This window comes from Streptomyces sp. ISL-36 (genome assembly GCF_018614205.1).
GTDB lineage: Bacteria > Actinomycetota > Actinomycetes > Streptomycetales > Streptomycetaceae > Streptomyces.
Genome location: NZ_JAGGOS010000102.1, coordinates 1 through 13357, shown reverse-complemented (window position 1 = coordinate 13357; position 13357 = coordinate 1). Strand labels below are relative to the sequence as shown.

Here is a 13357-nt window from a genome sequence, read left to right as displayed (position 1 = left end):
CGAGCTCCGTACGGGCCGGGCCTCCGGCCGGTGCCGGGCGGGGCGTGACCGCCGTCCGGAGCGTCACCCGCCCCTCGTAGAGTGCAGGCATGAGCGATCACGTGGTGCTGCATGTGAAGGGGCGGGTGCTCGTCGGTCCCAAGGACGTACGGGACGAGCTGTGGGCGGTGGACGGGCGGATCACGTACACCCGGCCGTCGGGTGACGCGCTGACCGTGACCGGCTGGGCCCTGCCCGGCCTCGTCGACGCCCACTGCCACGTCGGGCTCGACCAGCACGGCCCCGTCGACGACGCCACCAGCGAGAAGCAGGCCCTGACCGACCGCGACGCGGGCACGCTCCTCATCCGTGACGCCGGCTCGCCCTCCGACACCCGCTGGATCGACGAGCGCGACGACCTGCCGAAGATCATCCGCGCGGGCCGTCACATCGCCCGCACCCGCCGCTACATCCGCAACTACGCCCACGAGATCGAGCCGTCGGAACTGGTGGCGTACGTGGGGCAGGAGGCCCGCCGCGGCGACGGCTGGGTCAAGCTCGTCGGCGACTGGATCGACCGCGGGGCGGGCGACCTCACCGCCTGCTGGCCGCGCGCCGAGGTAGAGGCGGCGATCGCGGAGGCGCACCGTCTCGGCGCCCGGGTCACCGCGCACTGCTTCGCCGAGGACTCGCTGCGGGACCTGGTGGAGGCGGGCATCGACTGCATCGAGCACGCCACCGGACTGACCGAGGAGACGATCCCGCTCTTCGCGGAGCGGGGCGTCGCCATCGTCCCCACGCTCGTCAACATCGCCACGTTCCCGAGGCTCGCGGACGGCGGCGAGGAGAGGTTCCCGCGCTGGTCGGCGCACATGCGCCGGCTGTACGAGCGCCGGTACGACACCGTCCGCGCGGCCTACGACGCGGGCGTCCCCGTCTTCGTCGGTACGGACGCGGGTGGCTCCCTGGCCCACGGCCTGGTCGCGGCGGAGGTCGAGGAGCTGGTCAAGGCGGGCATCCCCGCGCTCGACGCCCTGTCGGCTACGGCCTGGGGCGCCCGCGCCTGGCTGGGTCGCCCCTCCCTGGAGGAGGGCGCCCCGGCGGACCTCGTCGTCTACGACGAGGACCCCCGCGCGGACGTCCGCGTGCTCGCGGCGCCGCGACGAGTGATCGTCAACGGCCGCGTGATCGGCTGACGCGGCTCCACGCGCGGGACGTCCGGCGCACGGGGCGCGCGGCGCGGACGGGGTCCGGGCCGGCCCGGACCCCCGGCCCGGACCCCCCGGTCCGTCAGCGGGTCAGGAACGCCAGGCGGGCCTTCTTCTCCGGGATGAAGACCTCCGGGAGGTCCACCTCCGGCAGGACGACCTCCGGGCCCAGGTCGAACCCGGCCCGTACCAGCAGGGCGATCGCCTTCTCGTTGGCGGCGTCCGGCTCGGCGACGATCCGGTTCCGGCCGATCAGGGCGAAGTCGGTCAGCACGGCCAGCAGTCCGCCGGAGAAGCCGCGTTCGGGGATGGTGGCCGGTGCGATCAGCAGGTGCACACCGATGTCACCCGGCAGGGCCTCGTAGCACTCGCTGACCCGGTCGGCCTCGGGCTCGTAGGTCTGGAAGAGCGCGACCGGCTCGCCGTCCCGGCGGACCAGGAAGCCGTGGTGCGTGGTGAGCGAGTCCAGATGGGCGTAGATCTCCCGCACCTGCTCCAGGGTCGTGCCGCCCATGCCCCAGAACCGGGCCCGTTCCGCGGTGACCCAGTGGTGGAGGAGAGCGGCGTCACCCTCGGGGTCGACGCGGTCGATCCTGACGGTGCCGAAGCCCTCGACGGTCCGGACGTACTCGGCGGCGGTCTCGGCGGCGGTCTCAGCGGCGGTCATCGTGCTCCTTGGTGAGGTGGTGCCAGTCGGTGGTGACGGGGACGAGCTCGCCCCGCAGCCACAGCGGGAGTTGGTCGAGATGGTGAGCGTCGCCCGCCACGCCGGAGGCGCCGAACGGAACGACCCAGAGGCTGTTGTCGCGGTCGGCGAGGTCCCAGACGTAGCGGGCGGCCGAGGCGCGGGCGCTGCGGTCGGTGAACCCGGGCACGCTGGAGGTGGACAGCACACAGTCGTGGTCCCCGCCCAGGCCCGGCCACCGCGCGTCGGCCGCGGCGTCCTCGTCGGGGAGCGCCTGCCAGGGGGCGAGGCGGTGGGTCGCGCCCCAAGCCGGCGGTTCCTCCCCGGCGGCGACCTCTTCGAGGGCCTGCCGGACGATCTCCGTGATGTCCTCGGCCGGCACGGGGCCGGAGACGAGCAGCGTCTCCAGGGCGAACGCCACGCGCGGCCCGAGGGCGAGCCACGGCTGGAAGAGGGCGGGGTACGGAGCCGGTTCCCGCAGCGCCTCGAAGGCGCGATGGGCGGCCACCCGCCGTACCACGGCCCCCCGCACGGCGGCGTAGAGCCCGGCGTCGGTGCTGTCCGCCTCCATCCGCCGGTCCCAGCCGAGCAGCCGCTCCCGGAGCGCGGAGGCGGCGGAGGAGAGGGACTCGGCAGGGGAGGAGGGGGAGGCGGGGGAGGAGGCGGAGGAGGGGGAGGCGGGGGTGTCCAGCGTCCGGATCGCCTCCAGGAGGGGCGCCGCCGAGGGGTTGTCGGTGTCGGTGTGGACCGACGCCATCTCCTGAGCGGTCCAGGACGTCGACTCGCCGAGCAGCGCGTCGATCCGGGCGGCCCGGTGCCGGGGGGCGAACTCCACACCCAGCGGCGCCGCCAGACCCCGGGCGTTGGCCATGACCGCGTGGCCGTCGACACCGGCGCGCGGCATGGCCGCCGCCCCCTCCTGCCAGGCGTGGGCCGCCTCCCAGGCCGGCACGATCCGCAGGGAGTTGGCGCGGGCCCGTACGGGTACATGGCCCGCGACCCGGTGCAGCAGCCCGCCCTCGGTGTCCGCGGCCTGGACGACGTTGACCGGTTCGACCCACCCGTCCACCGCGCGGTCCACATCAGCGACGGTGCGGGCGCCGAGCAGCTCGGGCAGGACGCCGAAGCCCAGCTCGCCCGTCACGCGCGGTGGGTACCGCAGACTGATGGCCTCCCAGACGCCGTCGCGGTCGCTCTCCCCGGCCCCGGTGGCGCCGCCGTCCCCGCCGGCGCCGTCGCCGGAGCGTGGGCCCGCGGCGCCCGCGTCCCCGATGATCACCGGCCCGCGTTCCGTCTCGATCACCTCGACCTCGACCTCGCCCGGTTCCGCGCCCCCGACCTCGACCCGCTCGACGTGGACCGACGCCGGGCGCCAGCCGTCGGGGCCGAGCGCCTCGACCCCGCCGTCCTCGGTCCGCCGCAGCCGCTCGCGGTACAGGTCCTGGTAGTCGGCCATCGCGTTGGTGATCGCCCAGGCCACGCCTCCCGTGTGGCCGAAGTGCGCGAGACCCGGCACACCCGGCACGGCGAGGCCCACCACGTCGTACTCCGGGCACGCCAGGCGGATCTGCTGGTAGACGCCGGGGGCCTCGATGAACCGGTGCGGGTCGCCCGCCACGATCGCCGCCCCGCTCCCGGTGCGTCCGCCGGAGACGACCCAGCCGTTGGAGCCCGCGGTCCCGGGACCGTCCGTGGCGAACAGCTCCGTCCACTCCTCGCCCAGCCGGCGCGCGACCTCCTCCCGCCACAGCTTGGTGGGGAAGCCCGCGAACAGGATGTGGGTGGACAGCCAGACCGCCAGCGGTGTCCACGGCTCCCATCGCCCGGGCTCCAGCCCCGTCGCGGCGAATTCGGGCGCGCGCCGGGCCCCTTCCGCCAGGCCGGCGTCGACCCCGTCCACGTAGGCCCCGACCCACCGCTGGGTCGCGGGGTCGAGCCGGTCGAAGCAGCGGCGCGCGGTGTCGGCGAGGCGTGCCCGCCGTACGAAGGTGTCCCAGCCGGTCTCCGCGGCCCCGAGGAACGCGGCCGTGGTGCCCTGCGCCCGGTGCCGTTCCACCTCCAGCTGCCAGGCCCGGTCCACGGCGGTCACCCGCCCCTGCGCGAAGGCGAGTTCACAGGGGTCGGCGGCGCGCAGATGCGGGATCCCCCAGCTGTCCCGGTAGACCTCGATACTCACTCCGACCCCGATCCATCCGCATTTTTCTTAGGTTAGGCTGACCTAAATAATTTACAGGACGCCGGGGGAGGGGATGGCGGCGGGGCGTGGCCGGCCCACCCGAGGGGCGGGTCCACTCCATGGGCGCCCTGGATCAGGGCGACGGGTGCCGGGTTGACCGTGCGTGACCCGGGAGCGGCGCATCTCGTTGACACGCTTCCCCTCTCCGTCGTGCGATTCGCAACACGAGGGACGCATGGGAACGCGCGTGCCGAAAGAATCGAATACGGGCACGGAAACCCCCCTTTGGAGTGAACTCACGTCAGGTGCCTGTCAGTTCACTCTCCGTGCGTAAAGATTCCGGTGTCTCAAGTCGTCGACGCCGCACCGACCCGATGTCCCCTTGGGTGAGCGGCCGGCGACGCCATGTCTCTTGTGGGGGTTCCACCACCGTGAACAGCAACACCTTCCGCATGCCCGTACGCCGTACCGCCGCTGCCGCGACCGTCGCCGCGCTGGCCGTCGGGCCCGTGGTCCTCGCGGCCCCCGCGGCGCACGCCACGGGCGGCGAAGGACGCGCCACCGCCGTCGTCCTGCGGACCGGCCTCGACGTCTCCCTGCTCGACAGGACGGTGAACGTGCCGCTGCGGACCTCCCTCAACGAGGTCGAGGCGCCGGAGAGCGAGAACAGGACCGCACTCACCGTGAAGGTGGAAGGCGCCGAGAACGGCCGACCGATCGACATCCTGCGCGCCGACGTCGCCACCTCGAAGGCCACGGTGGAGAAGAACAGGGCCGAGGGGTACGTGAACCTGGTCAAGGCGCGGGTTCATGTCCCGGGCATCCGCGCCCTCTCCCTGATCGAGGTCGAGAAGGTCACCTCCAAGGCGGTCTGCGAGTCCGGCAGGCAGCCGGTCGCCGAGTCGAACGTGCTCGGGCACGTGACCGTGTTCGGCAAGAAGACCACCCTCTCCACCGGCGGCCGGACCGAGGTCTCCGTGCCGGGCATCGGCGTCGTCACCCTCGACCTGTCCCGGACGTCCACGACCTCGCGCACGGCGGCGGCGACGGCCCTCGAACTGAAGGTGGAGGTCGACCCGCTGAAGCTGGGGGTGGCCGAGGTCAACGGCGTGGTGACGCTCGCGGAGGCGACCTGCGAGACCCCGAACGGCACGCGTCCCACCGAGAAGCCGACCCAGAAGCCGACCGAGAAGCCGACGGGGCGGCCGAGCGAGCGGCCCTCGCACGAGCCGTCCGCCGAACCCACCGACGCCGGCGGTGCGCACACCCAGAACGGCGGCTCCACCCCGACCGACCAGAACCTCGCCGAGACCGGCGGCAGCTCCATGACCCCGTACCTGGCCGGCGGCGCCCTCCTCCTGCTCGGCGTGGGCGCCGGCGCCCTCGTCCTGGCCCGCGGCCGCCGCGCCCGCGGCTGACCGACCCGAGGGGGCAAGGGGAAGGGGAGGGCGGTGACCGCACCGCCCTCCCCGCACGCCCCACCCTCCCTAGCCCCCCATCAACAGCGCCTGGTCCAGGGCCTGAAGGAAACGGTTCGTCGTGGCCCGGTCGCGGACCGCCAGGCGGAGCCAGTTGCGGTCCAGGCCTGGGAAGGTGTCGCCGCGGCGCGCCGCGAAGCCCAGCGCCCGCAGCCGCTCCCGTACCGCGTCCGCGCCGTCGATCCGGACCAGCACGAAGGGGCCCTCCGCCGCCGAAACCGCCCGGACCTCGTCGAACTCCGCCAGTCCCGCCAGCAGATGCGCCCGCTCCACCCCGGTCCGGTGCGCCGCGTGCTCCGCCTCCGCCAGCGCCGCCCGCGACACGCACGCCTCCGCCGCCACCAGCGCGGGCGTGGACACCGGCCACAGCGGCTGCGCCCGCTGCAAGGCCGCGATCGTCTCCGGGTGCGCGAGCACATAGCCGATCCGCAGCCCGGCGAGACCCCAGGTCTTCGTCAGGCTCCGCAGCACCACCAGACCCGGCACGTCCGTCCGCCCGGCCAGCGCCTCCCGCTCGCCCGGGACCGCGTCCATGAACGCCTCGTCGACCACGAGCGTCCGCCCCGGCCGGGCCAGCGAGACGATCGTCGCCGCCGGATGCAGCACGGACGTCGGGTTCGTCGGGTTCCCGATCACCACCAGGTCCGCGTCCTCCGGCACCGCCGCGGGATCGAGCCGGAACCCGTCCTCCTCGCGCAGCAGCACCCGGCCCACCTCGTGCCCGGTGTCCCGCAGCGCCGCCTCGGGCTCCGTGAACTGCGGATGCACCACCACCGGCCGACGCACCGGCAGTGCCCGCGCGAGCAGCACGAACGCCTCCGCCGCCCCCGCGGTGAGCAGCACCCGACCGGCCGGCAGATCGTGCCGTTCGGCCACGGCGGCCCGCGCCGCCCGGCCGTCCGGATACGCCGCGAGGCCCGTCAGCGAGTCCGCGATCCGCTCCCGCAGCCAGTCCGGCGGCGTGTTCGTACGGACGTTGACCGCGAGATCGATCAGTTTGTCGTCCCGGACCTCCGCGTCACCGTGGTGCCGCAGATCGTGGACGTCTGTATGCGCGTGGGTATCCATGGCCGCCGTGGGGTGATGAGTGGGGGGTGTACGGGGCTCCGTCTGACCAGCGATGTACCCCTGTCTCCAGGGCAACAACCGTACGGCAGAGGACTCTTCGTTCGGATGAAAGGGGACGGAACGGGCGACAGCACACGTTGCGCGCGCGGATTTCCGCTTCGGTACGAGAAGCCGGGCCCCGGGACCCGCCGCCCTCAGCGCCGCGGCCTCCGCCACCGACCCCGTGCCCGTCGCCGTCAGCGGAGCCTGCGAGGGATGCGGTACGGGTACGGCGGCCAGCGCCTGCGCCCCGTACGCCCGCAACGGCACGCCGAGCCGCGCCGCCGCGCCCACGATCCCGGGCTCCGCCGCCCGCGCGTCCAGAGTGGCGAGCGCCGCCACGTCGGAGCCCGACAGCCCGGCCTCCCGCAGGGTCTCCCCGACCAGACTGAGGACCTCGTCCACGGACACCCCCGGCCTGGCGCCCACGCCGACCGCCACGCCCGCCGTCGCCGGGCCGCTCACCGCACACCCCACACCAGGAAGACCGGCGCCGCGGGGGCCATCGACGACGACCCGTCCGGCAGGGTGAGCAGCCGCTGGGACTGCAACAGCACCCCTTCGGCCGCGAAACCGCACGACTCCAGCGCCGAGCGGACCGGCGTCACCTGCTCCAGGGCCGTCACCGCGACCACGACCGCCCGCCGCGCGCGGCGCGCCGCCGTCAGCACGATCGCCTTCAGCTCACGGCCGCCGCCCCCTACGAACACCCCGTCCGGATCGGCCAGATGGGACAGCACCGTCGGCGCCGCCCCGTGCACCGCCCGCACCTCCACACCGTGCGCGGCCGTGTTCGCCCGGATCCGCTCGACGCCCGACGCGGTCTTCTCCACGGCGACCGCCGCCGCGCCCAGCCGAGCGCACTCGACCGCCACCGAGCCACAGCCCGTACCGATGTCCCAGATCAGGTCACCGACGCGCGGCCCCAGCCGGGCGAGCGCCAGCGCCCGCGCCTCGTACGGCAGGACGGAACCGTCCGCCGCTCCGAACTCCCGGTCCGCGAGCGCCCAGCGGCCAGGACCGCGCAGCGGCCCCGTCACCGCGGGCGCCGGCCCCTCCGCCCGCGACTCGTCCAGACACAGCACCAGGCTGACGCCCTCCCAGGTCCGGCACATCGCCTCCGCCGGCTCCACCCGCTCGAAGCGCTCACGGAACGGATCGCCGAGCGCCGAGAAGACCACCAGCGTCCGTGACGTCACGCGGTGCAGCAGCTCCGCGCCCAGCTCCGCCGGCCCCACGCCGGGCCCGGGCAGCACGGCCACCTTCGGATGCGCCCGGCACACGTTCACCGCCCGGTCCAGCGCGTTCTCGTGCAGCTCCGAGCCGTCCGCCACCAGCGCGTCGTCCCACGCCAGACCGAGCCGTGCGAAGGCCACTCCCACCGCCGCGGGACCCGGCCGCACCTCCAGCGACTGCGCGCCGAACCGCCGCTCCAACGTCCGTACGACACCGAAGAACCCCGGATCGCCCCCGGCGCGCACCACCACCCGCGTCCCTCCCTCGGCGGCGTGCTTGTCGATCAGGTCGAGCTCCCCGTGCGTCAACTCGTCGCCCCGTACGTCCACCACCAGCGCGGGCTCGCCCGCCCAAGAGCCCGCGTCGGCGCCCGCACCGCTTCCGATCACCGTGATCACGCCACCAGCCTCCCCACGACACGGCCGCTGATGTGCGCGGGCCGCACACGATCGGATAGCAAGGGCGCATGGCCGTTTTCGTCGCGCTCGGCGCGTTCCTCATGACGCTCTTCGGCGGCTGGACGGCGCAACGCGTCACCGACCGGCGCCATCTGGTCCTCGGCCTCGCCGGCGGACTGATGCTCGGCGTGGTCGGACTCGATCTCCTGCCCGAGGCCCTGGAGGCCGCCGGCGCCAAGGTCTTCGGCGTGCCGCAGGCCCTGCTGCTCTTCGTGGGCGGCTTCCTCCTCGCCCACGCCGTCGAACGGCTCCTGGCCGTCCGCCGTGCGGCGCACGGCGTCGCCGCCGACGAGAGAGTGCCGCAGGTCGGACTCACCGCTGCCGCCGCCATGGTCGCCCACAGCCTCATGGACGGCATCGCCCTCGGCGCCGCCTTCCAGGTGGGCGGCGGCATGGGCGCCACCGTCGCACTGGCCGTCATCACCCACGACTTCGCCGACGGGTTCAACACGTACACGATCACCAGCCTGTACGGGAACGCCCGCCGCAAAGCCATCGCGATGCTGGTCGCGGACGCGCTCGCGCCGCTCGTCGGCGCCGCGTCCACCCTGCTGTTCACCCCGCCGGAGGAACTGCTCGGCAGTTATCTCGGGTTCTTCGGCGGCGCCCTGCTCTACCTCGCCGCCGCCGAGATCCTGCCCGAGGCCCACCACGAGCACCCCGCCCGATCCACCCTGCTGTGCACGGTGGCGGGAGTGGCCTTCATCTGGCTCGTGGTGGGACTGTCTGCCTGAACTCACGCGCCCCGCTCCGCTTCCGGACCGCGCCCGCAGTGCGCGACGAACCGCACGGCCGCCTCCGGAGCCCCCGCCCAGTGGGTGTGCACATAGCTCGCGTGCACCCCCTGCTGGACGAACCCCTCCACGCTCCCCCGAGCTCTTCGAGCAGGGGGGACCCCCACCGGCTGCCGCAGCCCCCAGGCCGCCGCCGCCCCCGCGCCCGGCTCGATCACCGTCCGGTGGAACTCGTGCCCCCGCATCCGCGCCCCGGTCGCGGCGAGCGGGCTGTCGCTCACCGCCACGGCGTCCCGGTACCCGAGCGTCAGCCGCTCCGACATCCGCGCGTCGGCGTCGAGCACCCCGCACATCGGCGTCCCGTCCAGCGACCGCGCGAGATACAGCAGCCCGGCACACTCGGCGGCGACGGGCGCGCCCGACCGGGCGAGCTCGGCGACGGCCTTGCGGAGCGGTTCGTTGGCGGACAGCTCCGCCCCGTACATCTCGGGAAACCCACCACCTATGACGAGCCCGCTCGTCCCTTCGGGAAGGGCCTCGTCACGCAGCGGATCAAAGGTGACGACCTCCGCCCCTGCGGCCTCCAGCAACTCCGCGTGCTCGGCATAGGAGAACGTGAACGCGGCCCCGCCGGCCACGGCCACCGTCGGCCTGCGGCCGGACCCGTTCGCCGGGTCCGGTCCGATGGCCGGGTGGTGCCCACCCGTGCCTCCCCCGGAGCTTCCCCCGGAAGGGGTCCCCAGCGGAACGCCGGCCCACAACCCGTGGGGGTCCCACGCCTCCGCGTGCAGCTCCGGCGCACTGCGCGCGAGGGCCAGCAGCGCGTCCAGGTCACAACCGTCCCGCACCTGATCCGCCTGAGCGCGCACCGCCTCCACCGCCGCGGACTGCCGCTCCGCGACCGGCACCAGCCCCAGATGCCGCGACGGCGTGGCGACGGCGGGCGCCCGCCGCAGCACACCCAGAACCGGCACCCCCGACTCCCCGAGCGCCTCCCGCAGCAGATGCTCGTGCCGGTCGGTCGCGACCTTGTTCAGGATCACCCCGCCGATCCGGACCTCCGGGTCCCACGAGGCGAACCCGTGCACGAGCGCCGCCACCGACCGCGACTGCGACGAGGCGTCCACGACCAGCACCACCGGCGCCTTCAGGAGCTTCGCGACCTGCGCCGTGGACGCCAGTTCGCCCTGGTCCGCGGCGCCGTCGTACAGGCCCATCACGCCCTCGACGACCGCCAGGTCGCAGCCGCGCGCCCCGTGCTCGAAGAGCGGCGCGATCAGCCCCGTACCGCACATGTACGCGTCGAGGTTGCGGCCCGGCCGGCCGGTGGCCAGCGCGTGATAGCCGGGATCGATGTAGTCCGGGCCGACCTTGTGCGGGGAGACCGCAAGGCCACGGCCGGCGAACGCGGCCATCAGACCGGTCGCGACCGTGGTCTTGCCCGCGCCGGAGGACGGCGCGGCGATGACGAGACGTGCTACCACTCGATGCCCCGCTGGCCCTTCTGACCCGCGTCCATCGGGTGCTTCACCTTCGACATGTCGGTCACCAGATCCGCGAAGTCCATCAGCTCCTGCGGGGCGTTGCGGCCGGTGATCACCACATGCTGCTGCCCGGGACGGTTCCTGAGCACCTCCACCACCTCGGCGGTGTCGATCCAGCCCCAGTGCAGCAGGTACGCGAACTCGTCGAGGACGTAGAACTTGTACGTCTCCGCGGCGAGATCCCGCTTGACCTGCTCCCAGCCCTCGCGCGCCTTGTCCTCGTGCGACTGCTCGCCCTCGGCGACCTCGCGCTGGATCCAGGACCAGCCCTCGCCCATCTTGTTCCAGGTGACGGTCCCGCCCTTGCCGGTCTCGCCGAGCGCCTTGAGGGCGTTCTCCTCGCCGACCTTCCACTTGGCGGACTTGACGAACTGGAACACCCCGACCGGCCAGCCCTGGTTCCAGGCGCGCAGCGCCATGCCGAAGGCGGCGGTCGACTTCCCCTTGCCGACACCGGTGTGCACCATCACCAGCGCACGGTTGCGGCGCTGACGGGTGGTGAGACCGTCGTCGGGTACGACGGTCGGCTGTCCCTGCGGCATTAAGCGGCCCTCCTCGTTGACTGTCCTGCTGCCTGTACGTCTCTGACGAGCCCGGCGATCGAGTCCGCGCGCAGCTCGTCCAAGGTCACGGCGGTGCCGCCGAGTTCACGTGCGAGGTCCCCCGCGAGGCCGAGCCGCACCGGCCCGGTCTCGCAGTCCACCACCACCGCCGCCGTGCCGTCGGCGGCGTGCAGCCGCGCGGCGCGGGCCGCGAGCGCCACCGGGTCGGCGCCGCCGCCGGTCGCCCGGCCGTCGGTCACGACGACCAGCAGGGGCCGGCGCGAAGGGTCGCGCAGCCGCTCGACGCGGAGCACGTCGTGGGCCTTGAGCAGCCCGGCCGACAGGGGCGTACGGCCACCCGTCGGGAGCTGTTCGAGCCGGGCCGCGGCCGCGTCCACCGAGGAGGTCGGCGGCAGCGCGACCTCGGCGTCCCGGCCGCGGAAGGTGACCAGGCCGACCTTGTCGCGCCGCTGGTAGGCGTCGAGGAGCAGCGAGAGCACGGCTCCCTTGACGGCGCTCATCCGCTGGCGGGCCGCCATCGAACCGGACGCGTCGACGGCGAAGAGCACCAGGTTCCCCTCGCGTCCCTCCCGCGTCGCCTGCCGCAGGTCGTCGCGTCGCACCACCAGGCCGGGGCCCGACCGCCCGCGCGCCTTCTGGTGCGGTGCGGCGGCCCGCACGGTCGCCGTGAGGTGCAGCTTGGTCAGCGACCCGCGCGGGCGTACGGCCCCCGTCGTCCTGCCGTGCTCGGTACGGGCCCGGGAACGGCGCCCGGCCGCGCCCTCGCCGAGCCCGGGCACGCTGAGCATCTTCGTACGGAAGGGCTCGGCGGCCTTGACGGCCGCGCGTTCACCGGCGCCGCCGGCACCGGGTGCGGGGGAGGGGGCCGGGGACTCGTCCGCCTCGGCGCTCTCCGCGGACCCGTCGGGTCCGTCGCCCTGCGGCGGCACACCGCCACCTCCACCGCCACCGGGGCCGCCGTCGCCCGGGCCGGGATCCGGGTCGTCGTCCGGCTCGTCCTCGCCCTTGAACTGCTCCAGGGTCTCGTCGAGCCTGTCCTCGTCGAGGCCGGGCGCGTCGAACGGGTTCCGGCGCCTGCGGTGGGGCAGCGCGAGCAGCGCCGCCTGCCGTACGTCGTCGGAGGTGACGTCCGTGCGCCCCGCCCAGGCGGCGAGCGCCGTCGCCGTACGGGCCATGACGATGTCGGCGCGCATGCCGTCCACCTCGAACGCGGCACAGGTCGCGGCGATCTGCAGCAGCGCCGGGTCGCCGAGCGTCACATTCGGCAGCAGGGCCCGCGCGGCCACGATCCGGTCCCGCAGCGCGCTCTCCTCGCCGGCCCAGCGGGCGGCGAAGGCGGCCGGGTCGTCGTCGTACGCCAGCCGGCGCCGTACGACCTCCACCCGCTGCTCGGGCTCGCGCGAGGCCGCCACCTCGACGGTGAGGCCGAAGCGGTCCAGCAACTGCGGCCGCAGCTCGCCCTCTTCGGGGTTCATCGTGCCGACGAGCAGGAAGCGGGCCGCGTGCCGTACGGAGACGCCTTCGCGCTCGACGTAGGACGAGCCCATGGCGGCGGCGTCCAGGAGCAGGTCGATCAGGTGGTCGTGGAGGAGGTTGACCTCGTCGACGTACAGGATTCCGCGGTGCGCGTCCGCGAGGAGCCCCGGCTCGAAGGCCTTCACCCCGTCCGCCAGCGCCTTCTCGATGTCGAGCGCGCCGACGAGCCGGTCCTCCGAGGCCCCGACGGGCAGCTCGACCATCCGCGCGGGCCGCGCCGCGGCGGATGCGGCCTCGTGCGGCCCGTCAGGGCAGCCGGGGTCGGGCGAGGCGGGGTCACAGCTGAACCGGCACCCGGCGACGACCGGTACCTCGGGCAGCAGATCCGCCAGCGCGCGCACGGCGGTGCTCTTGGCGGTGCCCTTCTCGCCGCGCACGAGGACACCGCCCACCGCCGGGCTGACGGCGTTCAGCAGCAACGCCAGCCGCAGGTCGTCCATCCCGACGACGGCGGTGAACGGATACCGGGTGCTCATGCGGTGGTCCTTCCTTCGAGTTCGCTTCGCTGATGCCCCGAGGGCACCCCTTCCGGGCCGCGCGTCGCGGCCCGCGCGGTGGTGTGGGGCCGGGGCCCGGACGTCCCGTCCCACGGCCGCCGATGAGGCACCGGGCCGCCGTCCGCGCGGGCCCGGACCAGCGGCTGCGCGCGCCCG

Annotated in this window: 10 protein-coding genes; 3 read left to right on the top strand and 7 right to left on the bottom strand. The window is 74.4% G+C overall.

Translation table 11 applies throughout. The features are described 5' to 3' along the window. Positions 1–89: 89 nt before the first annotated feature. Positions 90–1175 (top strand): amidohydrolase family protein, encoded by a 1086-nt coding sequence (locus J7E93_RS25430; RefSeq protein WP_215072273.1) that lies wholly within the window; start codon positions 90–92, stop codon positions 1173–1175. Between the two features lie 94 nt (positions 1176–1269). Here J7E93_RS25430 and J7E93_RS25425 read toward each other — a convergent pair whose 3' ends face one another. Together J7E93_RS25425 and J7E93_RS25420 are read right to left on the bottom strand one after the other, a co-directional pair. Next, positions 1270–1854, bottom strand: coding sequence for a GNAT family N-acetyltransferase (locus tag J7E93_RS25425; protein ID WP_215072272.1), 585 nt, complete (start codon positions 1852–1854; stop codon positions 1270–1272). Then, on the bottom strand, positions 1841–4048 hold the full coding sequence (locus tag J7E93_RS25420) for a penicillin acylase family protein (RefSeq protein WP_215072271.1): 2208 nt from the start codon (positions 4046–4048) through the stop codon (positions 1841–1843). Before J7E93_RS25420 ends, J7E93_RS25425 begins: the two co-directional genes overlap by 14 nt. A gap of 431 nt (positions 4049–4479) precedes the next feature. Between J7E93_RS25420 and J7E93_RS25415 the strand changes: the two genes are divergently transcribed. Continuing rightward, positions 4480–5466: an SCO1860 family LAETG-anchored protein gene (locus tag J7E93_RS25415; RefSeq protein WP_308368782.1), complete on the top strand. Its 987-nt coding sequence runs from the start codon at positions 4480–4482 to the stop codon at positions 5464–5466. A gap of 69 nt (positions 5467–5535) precedes the next feature. On the opposite strand, the gene cobC is transcribed toward J7E93_RS25415, so the two are convergent. Together cobC and J7E93_RS25405 are read right to left on the bottom strand one after the other, a co-directional pair. After that, complete coding sequence (cobC, locus tag J7E93_RS25410; protein WP_308368781.1) at positions 5536–7098, bottom strand: Rv2231c family pyridoxal phosphate-dependent protein CobC; 1563 nt, start codon at positions 7096–7098, stop codon at positions 5536–5538. Beyond that, a complete protein-coding gene (locus J7E93_RS25405) occupies positions 7095–8267 on the bottom strand; it encodes a precorrin-6Y C5,15-methyltransferase (decarboxylating) subunit CbiT (protein ID WP_215072268.1) in 1173 nt (390 codons plus the stop codon). Before J7E93_RS25405 ends, cobC begins: the two co-directional genes overlap by 4 nt. Positions 8268–8335: 68 nt before the next feature. On the opposite strand from J7E93_RS25405, the gene J7E93_RS25400 reads away from it, so the two are divergent. Continuing rightward, positions 8336–9061 carry a ZIP family metal transporter gene (locus tag J7E93_RS25400; RefSeq protein ID WP_215072267.1) on the top strand — a complete coding sequence of 242 codons (726 nt, stop codon included), beginning with the start codon at positions 8336–8338 and terminating at the stop codon, positions 9059–9061. A 2-nt stretch (positions 9062–9063) separates the two neighbouring features. Here J7E93_RS25400 and J7E93_RS25395 read toward each other — a convergent pair whose 3' ends face one another. The 3 genes from J7E93_RS25395 to J7E93_RS25385 are packed head-to-tail and all read right to left on the bottom strand — an operon-like array spanning position 9064 to position 13180. Next, entirely contained in the window at positions 9064–10545 is a 1482-nt protein-coding gene (locus J7E93_RS25395; RefSeq protein WP_215072266.1) for a cobyrinate a,c-diamide synthase, read from the bottom strand. After that, on the bottom strand, positions 10539–11147 hold the full coding sequence (gene cobO, locus J7E93_RS25390; RefSeq protein ID WP_215072265.1) for a cob(I)yrinic acid a,c-diamide adenosyltransferase: 609 nt from the start codon (positions 11145–11147) through the stop codon (positions 10539–10541). Before cobO ends, J7E93_RS25395 begins: the two co-directional genes overlap by 7 nt. Next, entirely contained in the window at positions 11147–13180 is a 2034-nt protein-coding gene (locus J7E93_RS25385; protein ID WP_215072264.1) for a putative cobaltochelatase, read from the bottom strand. The genes cobO and J7E93_RS25385 overlap by 1 nt, the downstream gene beginning before the upstream one ends. Between the last annotated feature and the right edge of the window lie 177 nt (positions 13181–13357).